Annotated in this window: 14 protein-coding genes; 5 read left to right on the top strand and 9 right to left on the bottom strand. The window is 72.9% G+C overall.

The annotated features are described in order from the left end of the window. Positions 1 to 160 precede the first annotated feature (160 nt). The 5 genes from whiA to ACGFZL_RS21320 form a co-directional block, all read right to left on the bottom strand. Positions 161 to 1168 carry a DNA-binding protein WhiA gene (gene whiA / locus ACGFZL_RS21300; RefSeq protein ID WP_355175046.1) on the bottom strand — a complete coding sequence of 336 codons (1008 nt, stop codon included), beginning with the start codon at positions 1166 to 1168 and terminating at the stop codon, positions 161 to 163. Beyond that, positions 1159 to 2250, bottom strand: coding sequence for a uridine diphosphate-N-acetylglucosamine-binding protein YvcK (yvcK, locus tag ACGFZL_RS21305; protein WP_393693776.1), 1092 nt, complete (start codon positions 2248 to 2250; stop codon positions 1159 to 1161). Before yvcK ends, whiA begins: the two co-directional genes overlap by 10 nt. Continuing rightward, positions 2247 to 3224 (bottom strand): RNase adapter RapZ, encoded by a 978-nt coding sequence (rapZ, locus tag ACGFZL_RS21310; RefSeq protein ID WP_355175050.1) that lies wholly within the window; start codon positions 3222 to 3224, stop codon positions 2247 to 2249. Before rapZ ends, yvcK begins: the two co-directional genes overlap by 4 nt. After that, positions 3221 to 5308, bottom strand: a complete 2088-nt coding sequence (gene uvrC / locus ACGFZL_RS21315) for an excinuclease ABC subunit UvrC (RefSeq protein ID WP_393693779.1) — start codon at positions 5306 to 5308, stop codon at positions 3221 to 3223. The genes rapZ and uvrC overlap by 4 nt, the downstream gene beginning before the upstream one ends. Before the next feature lie 75 nt (positions 5309 to 5383). Beyond that, entirely contained in the window at positions 5384 to 5797 is a 414-nt protein-coding gene (locus ACGFZL_RS21320; RefSeq protein WP_393694101.1) for a Rieske (2Fe-2S) protein, read from the bottom strand. Positions 5798 to 5986: 189 nt separating this feature from the next. Here ACGFZL_RS21320 and ACGFZL_RS21325 point away from each other — a divergent pair, with 189 nt between their 5' ends. Both ACGFZL_RS21325 and ACGFZL_RS21330 read left to right on the top strand, forming a co-directional pair. After that, entirely contained in the window at positions 5987 to 7027 is a 1041-nt protein-coding gene (locus ACGFZL_RS21325; RefSeq protein WP_393693781.1) for a LacI family DNA-binding transcriptional regulator, read from the top strand. Beyond that, positions 7024 to 7932: a carbohydrate kinase gene (locus tag ACGFZL_RS21330; protein WP_393693783.1), complete on the top strand. Its 909-nt coding sequence runs from the start codon at positions 7024 to 7026 to the stop codon at positions 7930 to 7932. Before ACGFZL_RS21325 ends, ACGFZL_RS21330 begins: the two co-directional genes overlap by 4 nt. Before the next feature lie 14 nt (positions 7933 to 7946). Here the strand turns inward: ACGFZL_RS21330 and ACGFZL_RS21335 are convergent, their stop codons facing one another. Then, positions 7947 to 8810, bottom strand: a complete 864-nt coding sequence (locus ACGFZL_RS21335; protein WP_393693785.1) for a helix-turn-helix domain-containing protein — start codon at positions 8808 to 8810, stop codon at positions 7947 to 7949. A gap of 100 nt (positions 8811 to 8910) precedes the next feature. On the opposite strand from ACGFZL_RS21335, the gene ACGFZL_RS21340 reads away from it, so the two are divergent. Next, entirely contained in the window at positions 8911 to 9483 is a 573-nt protein-coding gene (locus tag ACGFZL_RS21340) for a YceI family protein (protein WP_393693787.1), read from the top strand. 93 nt (positions 9484 to 9576) lie between these two features. On the opposite strand, the gene uvrA is transcribed toward ACGFZL_RS21340, so the two are convergent. After that, complete coding sequence (uvrA, locus tag ACGFZL_RS21345; RefSeq protein WP_393693789.1) at positions 9577 to 12603, bottom strand: excinuclease ABC subunit UvrA; 3027 nt, start codon at positions 12601 to 12603, stop codon at positions 9577 to 9579. Positions 12604 to 12825: 222 nt separating this feature from the next. Here uvrA and ACGFZL_RS21350 point away from each other — a divergent pair, with 222 nt between their 5' ends. Next, positions 12826 to 13515, top strand: a complete 690-nt coding sequence (locus ACGFZL_RS21350; RefSeq protein WP_393693791.1) for a maleylpyruvate isomerase family mycothiol-dependent enzyme — start codon at positions 12826 to 12828, stop codon at positions 13513 to 13515. Between the two features lie 43 nt (positions 13516 to 13558). Next, the gene (locus tag ACGFZL_RS21355; RefSeq protein ID WP_393693793.1) at positions 13559 to 14215 is read left to right on the top strand and encodes an MBL fold metallo-hydrolase; all 657 of its coding nucleotides are present in this window, start codon (positions 13559 to 13561) and stop codon (positions 14213 to 14215) included. Positions 14216 to 14234: 19 nt separating this feature from the next. Here ACGFZL_RS21355 and aroQ read toward each other — a convergent pair whose 3' ends face one another. Together aroQ and ACGFZL_RS21365 are read right to left on the bottom strand one after the other, a co-directional pair. Next, on the bottom strand, positions 14235 to 14708 hold the full coding sequence (aroQ, locus tag ACGFZL_RS21360) for a type II 3-dehydroquinate dehydratase (protein ID WP_355175068.1): 474 nt from the start codon (positions 14706 to 14708) through the stop codon (positions 14235 to 14237). Between the two features lie 98 nt (positions 14709 to 14806). Further along, a complete protein-coding gene (locus ACGFZL_RS21365; protein WP_393693796.1) occupies positions 14807 to 15907 on the bottom strand; it encodes a calcium:proton antiporter in 1101 nt (366 codons plus the stop codon). Between the last annotated feature and the right edge of the window lie 35 nt (positions 15908 to 15942).

A 15942-nucleotide genomic window follows, 5' to 3' on the forward strand; every position in this document is an offset into this window, starting at 1 on the left:
GCGCCGGGCTGCGCCACGCCCCCCGTAGTGCCGGGTTGCGCCACGATCCCGGGTGCGGGCACGTCGTGGCTGGTCGCGCAGTTCCCCGCGCCCCTAAAGGGCGTGCAGTCACGTCGGCCGTACGGTCACAGCCGTAGCTGAGGCCATCTCGTGCCCGGCGTCAGCCGACCAGGTGGCCTTCCAGTTCCTCGACGTCCTCGGCGTCCTCGCCGATGTTGGCCTCCGTGCCCGGGATCCCGAGGTCGGACGCACGCTTGTCGGCCATGGCGAGGAGACGGCGGATCCGCCCGGCGACGGCGTCCTTCGTCAGCGGCGGGTCGGCCAGCGCACCCAGCTCCTCCAGCGAGGCCTGCTTGTGCTCCATCCGCAGCCGCCCCGCCGCCGCGAGGTGCTCCGGCACATCGTCGGCGAGGATCTCCAGCGCCCGCTGCACCCGCGCCCCCGCCGCGACAGCGGCCCGCGCGGACCGCCGCAGGTTCGCGTCGTCGAAGTTGGCAAGACGATTCGCCGTGGCCCGCACCTCCCGCCGCATCCGGCGCTCCTCCCAGGCCAGCACCGACTCGTGCGCACCCAGCCGGGTCAGCAGCGCCCCGATCGCGTCGCCGTCACGGACGACGACCCGGTCCACGCTGCGCACCTCGCGGGCCTTGGCCGCGATGGACAGCCGGCGCGCGGCCCCGACCAGGGCGAGCGCGGCCTCGGGGCCGGGGCAGGTCACCTCCAGGGAGGAGGAGCGCCCCGGCTCGGTCAGCGACCCGTGCGCCAGGAACGCCCCGCGCCACGCGGCCTCGGCGTCACAGGTGGCCCCCGAGACCACCTGCGGCGGCAGACCGCGGATCGGGCGCCCCCGGCCGTCCACCAGACCGGTCTGCCGGGCCAGCTGGTCACCGCCCGCGACCACCCGCACCACGTACCGCGAGCCGCGCCGCAGCCCGCCCGGGGCCATCACGATCAGCTCGGAGCTGTGCCCGAAGATCTCCAGGATGTCCCGCTTGAGCCGGCGCGCCGCCATCGCGGTGTCCAGCTCCGCCTCGATCACGATGCGCCCGCTCACCAGGTGGAGGCCGCCGGCGAACCGCAGGATGGCCGAGACCTCCGCCTTCCTGCAGCAGGTCCGGGTGACGGGGAGCCGGGAGATCTCATCCTTCACCGCTGCCGTCATCGCCATGGGCCGATCCTTCCATGCATCCGAAAAATACGGTCGTACGCGGCGGCCAGCAGCTCCGGGTCGTGCCTCGGAGTTCCGTCGGGCCGGGCGACCGGGGTGAGCTCGACCGCGGCGCCGAACCGTTTCGCGGCATCGGTGAGTGAGTCGCGGTCGGGCACCGCGGCCTCGTCGGCCAGCACCACGTCCAGGGCGAGTTTAGGGGCGTGTCGTCCCAAAACCTCCAAATGACGCTGCGGGGAGAACCCCTCGGTTTCTCCGGGCTGCGGCACGAGGTTCAAGGAGAGCACGCGCCGGGCCTTCGTCTCGGCGAGCGCGTCCAGCAGATCGGGCACGAGCAGGTGCGGGATGACCGAGGAGAACCAGGAGCCGGGTCCGAGCACCACCCAGTCCGCGTCCAGCACCGCGTCGACCGCCTCGGGCACTGCCGGCGGGTCGTTCGGCACCAGGTGCACGGACTGCACCTCGCCCGGGGTGAGCGCCACGGTCGCCTGCCCCCGCACGGTGTCGACGTCCTCGGGCCGCTCCGGGTCGTGCCCCTTGACCAGCGCCTGCAACTCCAGCGGCACCGCCGACATGGGCAGCACCCGCCCCTGCGCGCCGAGCAGCTTGCCGACCAGGTCGAGGGCCTGGACGTGGTCGCCGAGCTGCTCCCACAGGGCGACGATCAGCAGGTTGCCGACCGCGTGCTCGTGCAACGCGCCCTGGGACTGGAAGCGGTGCTGGATGACCCGGGCCCAGGTCTGGCCCCAGTCGTCGTCGCCGCACAGCGCGGCCAGCGCCTTGCGCAGGTCGCCGGGCGGCAGGACGCCCAGCTCGTCGCGGAGCCGGCCGCTGGAGCCGCCGTCGTCGGCCACCGTGACCACCGCGGTGAGGTCGCCGGTGATCCGGCGCAGCGCGGCGAGCGAGGCGGACAGGCCCATGCCGCCGCCGAGGGCGACGACCTTGGGCTGGGCGCCCCGGCGGCGGGGCCGGCCGCCGCGCGCCTCGGCGGGCCGCGCCGTGCGGGCCTCGGCGGGCCTGCCGCCCCGGCCCTCGGGCACCACCCGGCGCAGCTTGCTCAGCCGTGGCGGGCGCCCCGTCATTCCCGTCCCATGTCCCGGTGGACGACCACCGTCTCCACGCCCTCGGCGGCGAGCCGGGCGGCGAGCTTCTCCGACATGGCCACCGACCGGTGCTTGCCGCCGGTGCAGCCGACGGCCACGGTCACATAGCGCTTGCCCTCCCGGCGGTAGCCCGCGGCGATCAGCTGGAGCAGCTCGGCGTAGCGGTCGAGGAACTCCTTGGCGCCGGGCTGGTTCAGCACGTAGTTCGCCACCTCCTCGCTCTTGCCGGTGAAGGGGCGCAGTTCGGGGACCCAGTGCGGATTGGGCAGGAAGCGCATGTCCACGACCAGGTCGGCGTCGACGGGCAGGCCGTACTTGAAGCCGAACGACATGACCGTGGCCCGCAGCTCGGGCTCCTCGTCGCCGGCGAACTGGGCGTCCATCTTGGCGCGCAGCTCGTGCACGTTGAGGCTGGAGGTGTCGATCACCAGGTCGGCGTCGCCGCGCAGCTCGCGCAGGAGTTCGCGTTCGGCCGCGATGCCGTCCACGATGCGGCCGTCGCCCTGGAGGGGGTGCGGGCGGCGCACCGACTCGAAGCGGCGCACCAGGGCCTCGTCGGAGGACTCCAGGAAGACGATCCGCCGGGTGACGCCCCGGGAGTCGAGGTCGGCGAGGGACTCGCGCAGGTTGTCGAAGAAGCGCCGGCCGCGGACGTCCACGACGACCGCGATCCGCGCCACGTTGCCCTGCGAGCGGGCGCCCAGCTCCACCATGGTGGGGATCAGCGCCGGGGGCAGGTTGTCCACGACGAACCAGCCCAGGTCCTCCAGGCACTTGGCCGCGGTGGACCGGCCGGCCCCGGACATGCCGGAGATGATCACCAGCTCGGGGATGGGCGCGTCGTGCGCCGGGGCTGGTTCCTTGGCCGTACCCACCTGTGCTCCGTCGTCCGTGTCGGTCCCGCCGTCGGCGCGTTCTCGCGCCGCCGCGTTCGGTGTCTCGTGCTCGGTCATCGCTCCTGCCCCCGTCGTCTTTCCGGATCGCCCGCTGCCACGGGCTCCGTCGGGGCCTCCGGCGCCGTCGCGGGCGCCCCGTCCGGTTCTTCCATGATCTCGCCGGTCGCCGTGTTCACGGCGGGTCCGGCCGGTGTCGCCCCGGCGAGGGCCACGGCGACGGTCTCGGCCGTCTTGCGGCCTATGCCGGGCACCTCGCAGATCTGGTCGACGGTGGCCGACCGGAGCCTCTTCACCGAGCCGAAGTGCTTGATCAGCGCCTGCTTGCGGCTCTCCCCCAGGCCCGGCACGTCGTCCAGGGGGCCGGCGCGCAGGCGCTTGGCGCGCTTGGTGCGCTGGTAGGTGATCGCGAAGCGGTGCGCCTCGTCGCGGACCCGCTGGAGCAGGTAGAGGCCCTCGCTGGTGCGGGGCAGGACGACCGGGTCGTCCTCGCGGGGCAGCCAGACCTCTTCGAGGCGCTTGGCCAGGCCGCACACGGCGATGTCGTCGATGCCCAGCTCGTCCAGGGCCCGCTGGGCCGCCGCGACCTGCGGCTGCCCGCCGTCCACCACGACGAGCTGCGGCGGGTAGGCGAAGCGCTTGGGCCGGCCGTCCTCGTCCTTCAGTCCGCCGTCCTTCAGCTCGCCGTCGTCCACGACGTCGTCGCCGGGGGGTTCGTCGCCGTCCGCCCACTCCCCCGTGCGCTCCTTCTCGGCGAGATAGCGGCGGAAGCGGCGGGTGATCACCTCGTGCATGGACCGGACGTCGTCCTGTCCGCGGAATCCCTTGATCTGGAACCGGCGGTATTCGCTCTTCCGGGCCAGTCCGTCCTCGAAGACGACCATGGAGGCCACCACGTCGTCGCCCTGGAGGTGGGAGATGTCGTAGCACTCGACGCGCAGCGGGGCGCTGTCCAGGCCGAGGGCCTCGGCGATCTCCTCCAGGGCGCGGGAGCGGGTGGTCAGGTCGGAGGCGCGCTTGGTCTTGTGCAGGACGAGGGCCTGCTGGGCGTTGCGCTGCACCGTCTCCATCAGGGCCCGCTTGTCGCCGCGCTGCGGGATGCGCAGGGAGACGGCCGACCCGCGCCGCTCGGTGAGCCACTCTTGGACCGGTTCCACCGGCTCGGGCAGGGCGGGGACCAGGACCTCCTTCGGCACCGCGTCCCCGGTCTCCTCGCCGTAGAGCTGCTGGAGAGCGTGCTCGACCAGAGCGGCGGTGGTGATCTCCTCGACCTTGTCGGTGACCCAGCCGCGCTGGCCGCGCACCCGGCCGCCGCGGACGTGGAAGATCTGGACGGCCGCCTCCAGCTCGTCCTCGGCGACGGCGATGAGGTCGGCGTCGGTCGCGTCGGCGAGCACGACCGCGTTCTTCTCCATCGCCTTCTTCAGGGCCTCGATGTCGTCGCGCAGCCTGGCCGCCCGCTCGTACTCCATCTCCTCGGCGGCCTCGGTCATCCGCCGCTCCAGGCGGCGCAGATAGGTGCCGGTGCGGCCGGCCATGAAGTCGCAGAACTCGTCGGCCAGGTCCCAGTGGTCGTCGGGGGTGATCCGGCCGACGCAGGGCGCGGAGCACTTGCCGATGTAGCCGAGCAGGCAGGGGCGGCCGGTGCGGGCCGCGTTCTTGAAGACGCCGGCCGAGCAGGTGCGCACCGGGAAGACCCGCAGGAGGAGGTCGACGGTGTCGCGGATCGCCCACGCGTGCGCGTACGGACCGAAGTAGCGCACGCCCTTCCGCTTGTGGCCGCGCATGACCTGCACGCGCGGGAAGTCCTCCTGCATCGTCACCGCGAGGTAGGGGTAGCTCTTGTCGTCGCGGTACTTGACGTTGAAGCGGGGGTCGTACTCCTTGATCCAGGAGTACTCCAGCTGAAGGGCCTCGACCTCCGTGGACACGACCGTCCACTCCACGGACGCGGCCGTGGTGACCATGGAGCGGGTGCGGGGGTGCAGGTGCGCCACGTCCTGGAAGTAGTTCGCCAGACGCTGGCGCAGGCTCTTCGCCTTCCCGACGTAGATCACCCGGCGGTGCTCGTCGCGGAACCTGTACACCCCGGGACTGTCCGGGATCTCTCCCGGCCTGGGGCGGTAGCTGGAGGGGTCGGCCATGACTCACACCCTACTGGCGGGGGCGGACACTCCGGCGGGGCTGTGGACAACCGTCGGGGCAGGTCCCGGCGGGGGTCAGCTCGCGGGGCCCGCGACGATCCGGCCGCCCTTCACCTTCACCGGCAGTGCTTCCAGCGGCTGGGTGGCGGGGGCCTGCAGCACCTCGCCGGTGCGGGCGTCGAACTCACTGCCGTGGCAGTTGCAGATCAGCTTGGAACCCTTCAGCTCGCCGATGGGGCAGTGGGCGTGGGTGCAGATGGTGCTGAAGGCCTTCAGGGAGCCGTCGTCCGCCCGGCTGACCACCACCTTCTCGTCGCGGTACAGCTTGCTGCCGCCCTTGGCCACCTCGGTCTCCGCGCCGAGGTCCACGGGCGCGCCGCCACCCTCGTCCTCGCCCGAGGAGCAGGCCGCCAGGCCGAGTCCGGCGACGGGCGTGAGCGCCGCCGACCGCAGGACGGTGCGACGGCTCGGGTGGGGGCGACCGGCCATGAGGACTCCGCTGTTCAAGGGGCGAGGGTGTGCGAAACGCACGCTATCGGGCGCGAGGGCCACCGGAGGCGCGGGGGGCGCCCGCGAGTGACACGTAAGCGTTTACGTGCAGGCCGGTCATGGGATACGGTCCCGGCCGGTGCGGCGGGGCGAGCCGCGCCGCGGGCGGTACGAGGAAGGGGACCTTCGATGGCGACCATGGCCGATGTCGCGCGCGCCGCCGCGGTCTCGGTGGCCACCGTGTCGCACGTCCTCAACGGCACCCGACCGGTGCGCCCCGGCACCCGCCGCGCGGTGCTCGACGCCGTCGAACGGCTCGGCTACGCCCCGAACGGCCTGGCCCGCTCCCTGGTCACCTCCCGCACCCGGTCCATCGGCCTCGCGGTGCCGACGACCGGCAACCCCTACTTCACGGAGATCCTGCAGGGCGTGGAGACCGTCGCCCTGGAGCACGGCTACAGCCTCCTCGTCGCCGACCCGCACGACGACCCGCGGCGCGAGGTCGGGGCCGCCCGGCTGCTGCACGAGCGGCGGGTGGACGGCGTGATCGCCGTGCCGTCCGCCGACCCCGGCGGCCTGGTGGCCCACCTGCGGCGGCACGCGGTGCCCGCGGTGTTCCTCGACCGGCTCGTCGCCGCCGGGGACGACGCCCCGCGCATCGACCAGGTCTGCGCCGAGAGCGCCGGACCGACGGCGCTGCTGGTCGGTCACCTGGCCGGGCTCGGGCACCGCCGGATCGGCCTGGTCGCGGGCCGGGCGGGCCTGAGCACGACCCGCGAGCGCGTCGACGGCTATCTGCGCGGCCTGGCCGAGGCGGGACTGCCGTACGACGCGGGGCTCCTGGCGCACGGCGACTCCGAGGCGGCCGGCGGCGAGCGGGCCACCGCCGCGCTGCTGGCCCTGGCGGAGCCGCCTACCGCGCTGGTCACGGCGAACGACGCGATGACCCTCGGCGCGCTGCGCGCCCTGCGCGACCGCGGCCTGTCCGTGCCCGCCGACATCGCCCTGTGCTGCTTCGACGACTTCCCCTGGGCCGACCTCCTCACCCCGCGCCTGACCGCCGTGGCGCAGCCCGGCAGGGACCTCGGCGCCACGGCCGTACGGCTGCTCCTGGAGCGCCTCGCCGCGCCGGACCGGCCCGCCCGCACCGTGCGGCTGCCCTGCTCCTTCGTCCACCGCACCTCGTGCGGCTGCCCCGAACCGCCATCCGTGAAAGGCAGGACCCCGTGATCGTCGTCGCCGGTGAGGCACTGATCGACCTGGTACCGCAGGGCACGGGCGCCCTCGCCGCGCTGCGCCCGGCCCTCGGCGGCGGCCCGTACAACACGGCCGTCGCGCTGGGCCGCCTCGGCAGCCCGACCGCCTTCTGCTCCCGCGTGTCGCGGGACCTCTTCGGCGAGGCGCTCCTTGACCGGCTGCGCGAGACCGGCGTGGACGTGTCGCCGGTGCAGCGCGGCGCCGAGCCGACCACCCTCGCCGTGGCCACGGTGGACGCCGGCGGGTCCGCCGCGTACTCCTTCTATGTGGAAGGCACCGCGGACCGGCTCTTCGCCGTGCCCGCCGAACTGCCCCCCGGCACCCGGGCGGTCTCCTTCGGCACCTGCTCGCTGGTCCTGGAACCGGGGGCGAGCGCCTACGAGGAATTGCTGCACGCGTCGGCCGCGCGAGGCGTGTTCACCGCGCTTGACCCGAACATCCGGGCCGGACTCATCTCCGACCCGGACGCCTACCGGGCCCGCTTCCGCGGCTGGCTGCCCTCGGTGTCGCTGCTGAAGCTGTCCACCGAGGACGCCGCGTGGCTCGGCGGCACGCCCGAGGAGTGGCTGGCGGCCGGTCCGGCGGCCGTCGTCGTCACCCGGGGCGGTGCCGGGCTGACCGTGTTCACCCGGGACGGCGGCGAGTACGCCGTGCCGGGCGAGCGGGTCGAGGTGGTGGACACCATCGGCGCCGGCGACACGGTGAACGCGGCGCTGCTGCACGGCCTCGCGGTCCGGGACGCGCTGGACGCGGGGAAGGTGCGGGCGCTGGGCCGCATGGGCTGGGAGGACCTGCTGGGCTTCGCCGCGCGGGCCGCGGCCGTCACCTGCTCGCGGGCGGGCGCGGAGCCGCCGTACGCCCACGAGGTGGCCGGCTGACGGCCGGCGAGGCGTCAGCCCGTCGAGGGCACCGCCCGCAGCGCGCCGGGGCGGCGGCCCTGCAGGCGGTCCAGGGCCGCGGCCGTGGCGTCGTCCGCGGGCAGGTGGACGATCATCCGCTGCCCGTCGTCGGGCAGGGCCAGCGTCTCGTGCAGCAGCCTCAGCCGGCCCGCCACCGGGTGATCGACCAGCCGGCTGCCGACGCCACGCGGTATCGCCCCGATCTCGGCGTAGCGGTCGGTGAACTCCGCCCCGGCGGTCACCGCCAGTTCGTCGGCCAGCTCGGTGACATAGGGGTCGTGCAGCGGCACCTCGTGCCGCAGCCTGGCGACCAGGTCGTCCGCGACGCGGTCCCAGTCGGGAAAGGCGTCGCGGGCCCGCGGGTCGGTGAACAGGTGCCGCACCAGGTTGGGCCGCTCGGCGTCGAGCAGTCCGAGCGGGCGGGTCAGCCGGGCGTAGCCCTCGGTGTGGGCGAGGACGTCGCCGATCCAGTTCAGGACGACGGCGGGGCCCGGTTCCAGCCGGTCGAGGAGGACCCGCACGGTGGGCCGGATCGTGCGGCTGAGCGGCGGGGCCGCGGCGCAGACCAGGGGGTCGCCGCCGTCGGCCTCCTTGGTCAGGCGGCGCAGCAGCATCCGGTCCGCCAGGGAGAGCAGCAGCGCGTCGGCCAGGGCACCGAGCACCTGGACGGACGGGTTGCGATCGCGGCCCTGCTCCAGTCTGGTGAGGTACTCGACGCTGACCCCGGCGAGCGTGGCCAGCTCCGCCCGGCGCAGCCCCGGGGTGCGGCGGCGGGGGCCGCCGGGCAGCCCCACCTCCGCCGGGGTGACGGACTCGCGCCGGCCGCGCAGGAAGGTCCCCAACTCGTTGTCGCCCACGCGAGGACCGTACCCACCCAGACGGCGGAAAGGGTGGCCCTGCGACTACCAGGATCGGGCCGGTCTCCCACGTCCGGCGGGCCGGGCGCAGGGTGGGGGCATGACGACCGACGACATCAACGCCACCGCCGCCTCCGACACCACCGCGTTGCCCCTCAGGCCCGGGCAGTGGGCCCTCGACCCGCTGCACTCGAACGCCAACTTCCAGGTCCGGCATCTGGGGATCTCCAAGGTCCGGGGCCGTTTCACCGGCGTGACGGCCGAGCTGGTCGTCGGGGAGCGCGTCGAGGACGTCCGGGTGTCCGCGACGATCGACCTGGCCACCATCGACACCGGCAACGCCGACCGGGACGCGCACGTACTCTCCCCCGACCTGCTCGATGTGGCGAAGCGCCCGACCATGGTGTTCCGCTCCACCGGGGTGTCGGGGGCGGGTGAGGACTGGACGATGGCGGGGGAACTGACGATCGGTGAGGTCACGCGTCCGGTGACGCTGGCGGTGGACTTCGGCGGTGTGGTGGACGTGCCCATGGGCGGCGGCCGGCACGCCGGGTTCGAGGCGGCGGGTGAGATCCGGCGCAGCGAGTTCGGCCTCGACTTCGCTCCGGGGCTGCTGGGCGAAGTGGTGAAGATCCAGCTCGACATGCAGTTCGTGGAGCCGTCGGACGCCTGAGCGGGCGTCCGTCGGGATGTGCCGACGCGCCGCGTCCCACCGTGGGGTGGGGGACGCGGCGCGTCGGCGTGCCCGGGCGGCCGGTCGGTGCGGTCAGCCCTTGCGGGCCGGGGCCGTCTTCTTCGCGGTGGCCTTGGCCGTCTTCGCGACGGTCTTCTTGGCGGCGGCCGTGCTGTTGACCGTCCTGGCGGCGGTCTTCCTGGCCGCCGTCGTCTTGGCGGCGCCGGTCCTGGCCGCCGCCTTGCGCGGGGCCTTCACGGGGGCGGCCTCGCTGATCCGGTCGGCGCCGAGGACGTCCTGGAGGAACTTGCCGGTGTGGCTGGCCGGCACAGCGGCGATCTGCTCGGGGGTTCCCTCGGCGACGACCAGGCCACCGCCGGCGCCGCCCTCGGGGCCCATGTCCACGACCCAGTCGGCGGTCTTGATCACGTCGAGGTTGTGCTCGATGACGATGACCGAGTTGCCCTTGTCGACCAGGCCGCCGAGGACCGTCAGCAGCTTGCTGATGTCCTCGAAGTGGAGGCCGGTGGTCGGCTCGTCCAGGACGTAGACCGTGCGGCCGGTGGAGCGGCGCTGGAGCTCGCTGGCGAGCTTCACGCGCTGGGCCTCACCGCCGGACAGCGTGGTCGCGGACTGCCCGAGCCGGACGTAGCCGAGGCCGACGTCCTTGAGCGTCTTCAGGTGCCGGGAGATCCCGGGGACCGCCTCGAAGAAGTCGGTGGCCTCCTCGATCGGCATGTTCAGCACGTCGGCGATGGACTTGCCCTTGTAGTGGACCTCCAGGGTCTCCCGGTTGTACCGGGCCCCGTGACAGACCTCGCACGGGACGTAGACGTCCGGCAGGAAGTTCATCTCGATCTTGATCGTGCCGTCGCCCGCGCAGTTCTCGCAGCGACCGCCCTTGACGTTGAAGGAGAAGCGGCCCGGCAGATAGCCGCGGACCTTCGCCTCGGTGGTCTCGGCGAACAGCTTGCGGACGTGGTCGAAGACGCCGGTGTACGTCGCCGGGTTCGACCGCGGGGTGCGGCCGATGGGCGACTGGTCGACGTGCACGACCTTGTCCACGAGGTCGTCGCCGTCCACGCGCGTGTGCCGGCCGGGCACATTGCGGGCGCCGTTCAGCTCGCGGGCCAGGTGGGTGTACAGGATGTCGTTGACCAGCGTCGACTTGCCGGACCCGGAGACACCGGTGACGGCCGTGAACACGCCAAGGGGGAAGGAGACGTCGATGTCCTGGAGGTTGTTCTCCCGGGCGCCGTGCACGGTGAGCTGCCGGGACGGGTCGCGCGGGCGCCGGACGTCGGGCAGCGGGATGGCCTTGCGGCCGGACAGGTACTGCCCGGTCTGCGACTCGGTGTTGGCGAGCAGCTCCTTCAGCTCGCCGCTGTGCACCACCTTGCCGCCGTGCTCACCGGCGCCGGGGCCGATGTCCACGATCCAGTCGGCGACCTTGATGGTGTCCTCGTCGTGCTCGACGACGATGAGCGTGTTGCCCATGTCGCGGAGCCGGACCAGGGTCTCGATCAGGCGGTGGTTGTCGCGCTGGTGGAGGCCGATGGACGGCTCGTCCAGCACGTACAGCACGCCGACGAGGCCGGAGCCGATCTGGGTGGCCAGGCGGATGCGCTGGGCCTCGCCGCCGGAGAGCGTGCCGGCCGCGCGGTTCAGCGAGAGGTAGTCGAGGCCGACGTCGACCAGGAAGCGCAGGCGCTCGTTGACCTCCTTGAGCACGCGCTCGGCGATCTTCTTGTCGCGGGCGGTGAGCCGCAGCTCGCCCAGGAAGTCGGCGCAGTCGCTGATGGACATCGCCGAGACCTCGGCGATCGACTTGCCCATGACCGTGACCGCGAGGACGAGGGGCTTGAGGCGGGTGCCCTGGCAGGTGGGGCAGGGGACCTCGCGCATGTAGCCCTCGAAGCGCTCGCGGCTGGCGTCGCTCTCGGACTCGCTGTGCCGGCGCTTGACGAAGGGGATGGCGCCCTCGAAGGCCGTGGTGTAGCGGCGCTCGCGCCCGTACCGGTTGCGGTAGCGGACCTCGACCTGGGTCTTGTGGCCGTACAGCAGGGCCTTGCGGGCACGCTGGGGCAGGCCCGCGAAGGGGATGTCGGTGCGGAAACCGAGCGCGTCGGCGAGGGCGCCGATGAGGCGGGCGAAGTAGTCCTTGGTGTGCCCGTGCGACCAGGGGTGGATGGCGCCCTCGTCGAGGGACTTCTCCTCGTCCGGGACGATCAGCTCGGGGTCGACTTCCATGCGCGTGCCGATGCCGGAGCAGTCGGGGCAGGCGCCGAAGGGCGAGTTGAAGGAGAAGGAGCGCGGCTCCAGCTCCTCGAAGGACAGGTCGTCGTACGGGCAGTACAGGTGCTCGGAGTACATGCGCTCGCGCTCGGGGTCGTCCTCGGGGAGGTCGACGAAGTCGAGCACGACCATGCCGCCGGACAGGCCGAGGGCGGTCTCCACCGAGTCGGTGAGGCGGCGCTTGGCCGACCCCTTCACCGTGAGGCGGTCGATGACCACCTCGATGGTGTGCTTCTCCTGCTTCTTCAGCGTGGGCGGGGTGGAGAGCTGGACGGTCTCGCCGTCCACCCGCGCGCGGGAGTAGCCCTTGGTCTGGAGGTCGGCGAAGAGGTCCACGAACTCGCCCTTGCGCTCGCGCACCAGCGGCGAGAGCACCTGGAAGCGGCTGCCCTCGGGCAGCTCCAGGACCTTGTCCACGATGGCCTGCGGGGACTGGCGCGAGATCGGCCGGCCGCACTCCGGGCAGTGCGGCTTGCCGATGCGGGCGAAGAGCAGACGCAGGTAGTCGTACACCTCGGTGATGGTGCCGACCGTGGAGCGCGGGTTGCGCGAGGTGGACTTCTGGTCGATGGAGACCGCTGGGGAGAGGCCCTCGATGAAATCGACGTCCGGCTTGTCCATCTGGCCGAGGAACTGCCGGGCGTAGGAGGAGAGCGACTCGACGTAGCGCCGCTGGCCCTCGGCGAAGATCGTGTCGAAGGCCAGGGAGGACTTGCCCGACCCGGACAGGCCCGTGAAGACGATGAGCGCGTCACGAGGCAGGTCGAGCGAGACGTTCTTCAGGTTGTGCTCGCGCGCGCCACGGACGATGAGACGGTCGGCCACGCCGGTCCGCACCTTTCTTGAGAGAAGTGACAGGGGCGGGGCCCCCGTCACTTCCAGACTAGGGGGAGCCACTGACAACGCCGGTCGATTCACCGGTTGTCAACAAACCCCGACTCCCCAGCATGCCCGACGCCGCTTCCGACCATATAGGACGTGCATTCGATTCACGGCTGTCGTCGGCTTGCTTCACCCGAAGGTGTGACGCGGTCTAGGGTCAGCAGCATGATGGATCACGCGCATGACCTGGTCTCTGTACGTGACGCTACCGAGCGACTGCTCGTCGCGGTCGGCACACTGGACAACGCGGCCGTGACGGAGTCGTCACGGCTGCCGGGCTGGAGTCGCGGCCACGTCCTCGCCCACCTGGCCCGCAACGCGGACGCCCTCGTGAACGTCCTCGAAGGACGCCCCATGTACGCCTCCGCCGAGGTCCGCGACGCCGACATCGAGCGGGACGCCCCGCGGCCTCTCGACGTCCACCTCGCCGACCTGCGCGAGAGCGGCACCCGCTTCCAGGAGACGGGGGCCGCGCCCGCCGACTGGTCGCGCACAGTCGCGCTGCGCAACGGGGTCACCGACACGGCCTCGCGGGTGCCTTTCCGGCGGTGGATCGAGGTGGAGCTGCACCACGTGGACCTGGGCATCGGCTACGAGCTGGCGGACCTGTCCGCGGAGTTCACCGAGCGCGAGACGGAGTTCCTGGCCGCCCGGTTCGCCGGCCACCCGGACGTGCCCGCGACCCGGCTCACGGACGGCACGCACACGTGGCACACCGGCCGGACCGCTGACGCCCCCGAGGTGACCGTCACCGGTCCCCCGGCCCACCTGCTCGGCTGGCTCGCCGGACGGCCCGCCGGCACGGACGCCCTGACGGCCGAGGGCGGCCCGCTGCCGACTCTGCCGCCGCTGTAGACCCTGGGCCGGCGGGGGTCGGACCGGCGCTAGGCTGATCGACATGACCTACAGCGGAGCGGTGCGGGTCGGTGGACCCGCGGACGTGCACGAGCTCACGGACCTGATGATCACCAAGGTCGCGGTCGGCCCGATGGACAACAACGCCTATCTGCTGCGCTGCCGGGCCACCGACGAGCAGCTGCTGATCGACGCGGCGAACGACGCGCGGACGCTGCTCGGCACGATCGGTGACGACGGGATCACCTCCGCCGTCACCACCCACCGCCACGGCGACCACTGGCAGGCACTCGCCGAGGTCGCCGCCGCCACCGGCGCCCGCACCTACGCCGGCCGCCACGACGCCGAGGGCATCACGGTGCCGACCGACGTCCTGGTGGACGACGGCGACACGATCTCGGTCGGCCACGTGCGGCTTACCGCGCGCCACCTGGTCGGGCACACCCCCGGCTCGATCGTCCTCGTCTACGACGACCCGCATGGGCACCCGCACGTGTTCACCGGGGACTGCCTGTTCCCCGGCGGTGTGGGCAACACCCACAAGGACCCGGCGGCGTTCCGCAGCCTGATCCACGACGTGGAGACCAAGGTCTTCGACGTGCTGCCGGACGAGACCTGGGTCTACCCGGGGCACGGCCAGGACACCACCCTCGGCGCCGAGCGCCCGCACCTGCCGGCGTGGCACGCGCGCGGCTGGTGACGTCAGGCGCGCTCCGGGCTCAGGTCTCGGCGCGCCCCTCCCCGGCCAGCGCGGCGATCCGCTCCACCCCGAACGCGTACCCCTGCACCCCGCACCCGGCGATCACCCCGTCGGCGCGCTGCGACACGTAGGAGTGGTGCCGGAACGCCTCGCGCCGGTGGATGTTGGAGATGTGGACCTCCACCACTGGCAGCCCGTCGCAGGTGTTGAGCGCGTCCAGGATCGCCACGGACGTATGGGAGTAGGCCGCCGGGTTGATGACGATCCCACAGTGGTGCAGCCGGGCCTCGTGGATCCAGTCGACCAGTTCGCCCTCGTGGTTGGACTGCCGGAAGTCCACCGTGCCGCCGTGCGCCGCCGCCGCCTTCGCGCACAGGGCCTCGATGTCGGCCAGGGTGTCCGAGCCGTAGATCTCCGGCTGCCGCTGGCCGAGCAGGTTCAGGTTGGGGCCGTTGAGGATCATGATCGGGGCGTTGGCCAGGCTGCGGGGCACGGTTCCTCCGGTCGGGGCGGGGCGTGCGGCGGCACCAGGCGCCCGCCGCTCGGACCGGTCTATCACGGAGCCGTCCGCGGCCCCTCCCCCCGCCCGCCTCACGGGTTGATGGCCAGCTCCAGGTACGCCGCGAACAGGACCAGGTGGACACCGCCCTGGAGCGGTGTCGCCCGGCCCGGCACGACCGTCAGCGAGGCCACCACCACGGTCAGGGCGAGCAGCACCATGTGGATCGAGCTGAGGCCCAGGACGAGCGGCCCGGAGAGCCACACGGAGGCGAGGGCGACCGCCGGGATGGTCAGCCCGATGCTGGCCATCGCCGAGCCGAGCGCGAGGTTGAGGCTGGTCTGCACCCGGTCACGACGCGCCGAGCGCAGCGCGGCGATGGTCTCCGGGAGCAGCACCAGCAGGGCGATGATCACACCGACGACCGCGTGGTGCAGTCCGGCGGCGGCCACGCCGTCCTCGATGGTCGGCGACACGCCCTTCGCCAGTCCGACCACGCCGATCAGGGCGAGCCCCAGCAGCCCCAGGCTGATCAGGGCGCGGCGCGCGGACGGGGCGTCGGCGTGCTCCTCGACGGTGATCACCTCCCCCTGCCGGGTGATCGGCAGGAAGTAGTCCCGGTGCCGCACCGTGAGGGTGGCGATGAACAGGCCGTAGAGGATCAGCGAGGACAGCGCGGCGAAGGTCAGCTGCACGGGCGAGAACTCCGGTCCGGGCGCGCTGGTGGTGAACGTCGGCAGCACCAGGCTGAGCGTGGCCAGGGTGGCGACCGTGGCGAGGGCGGCGCCGGTGCCCTCCGGGTTGAACACCGCGATGCCGTGCCGCAGGGAGGCGACCAGGAGGCTGATGCCGACCACGCCGTTGCAGGTGATCATCACGGCCGCGAAGACCGTGTCCCGGGCCAGGGTGGCGCCCTTTTCGCCGCCGTCCGCCATCAGCGTCACGATCAGGGCGACCTCGATCACGGTGACCGCCACGGCCAGGACCAGCGAGCCGAAGGGCTCCCCGACCCGGTGGGCGACCACCTCGGCGTGGTGCACCGCGGCCAGCACGGACGCCGCGAGGACGACGGTCAGCAGCGCGACGACCACGCCGGGCAGATCGCGGCCCCAGGTGAAGAGCAGCAGGACGACCGCGACCACCGGCACGACGGTCGTCCACTGCGCGAGGAGCGCCCTGGGTCCAGTGGTCATGTCGCGATCGTCGCAGAGGGTCACGGTCTTCGCAC

Source organism: Streptomyces sp. NPDC048182 (genome assembly GCF_043202555.1).
Classification (GTDB): Bacteria; Actinomycetota; Actinomycetes; order Streptomycetales; family Streptomycetaceae; genus Streptomyces.

Excerpts from the sequence above, each read along its gene's own strand:
- whiA (WP_355175046.1), bottom strand. The coding sequence starts at position 1,168 with ATGGCGATGACGGCAGCGGTGAAGGATGAGATCTCCCGGCTCCCCGTC.
- yvcK (WP_393693776.1), bottom strand. The coding sequence starts at position 2,250 with ATGACGGGGCGCCCGCCACGGCTGAGCAAGCTGCGCCGGGTGGTGCCC.
- rapZ (WP_355175050.1), bottom strand. The coding sequence starts at position 3,224 with ATGACCGAGCACGAGACACCGAACGCGGCGGCGCGAGAACGCGCCGAC.
- uvrC (WP_393693779.1), bottom strand. The coding sequence starts at position 5,308 with ATGGCCGACCCCTCCAGCTACCGCCCCAGGCCGGGAGAGATCCCGGAC.
- ACGFZL_RS21320 (WP_393694101.1), bottom strand. The coding sequence starts at position 5,797 with ATGGCCGGTCGCCCCCACCCGAGCCGTCGCACCGTCCTGCGGTCGGCG.
- ACGFZL_RS21325 (WP_393693781.1), top strand. The coding sequence starts at position 5,987 with ATGGCGACCATGGCCGATGTCGCGCGCGCCGCCGCGGTCTCGGTGGCC.
- ACGFZL_RS21340 (WP_393693787.1), top strand. The coding sequence starts at position 8,911 with ATGACGACCGACGACATCAACGCCACCGCCGCCTCCGACACCACCGCG.
- ACGFZL_RS21350 (WP_393693791.1), top strand. The coding sequence starts at position 12,826 with ATGATGGATCACGCGCATGACCTGGTCTCTGTACGTGACGCTACCGAG.
- ACGFZL_RS21355 (WP_393693793.1), top strand. The coding sequence starts at position 13,559 with ATGACCTACAGCGGAGCGGTGCGGGTCGGTGGACCCGCGGACGTGCAC.
- ACGFZL_RS21365 (WP_393693796.1), bottom strand. The coding sequence starts at position 15,907 with ATGACCACTGGACCCAGGGCGCTCCTCGCGCAGTGGACGACCGTCGTG.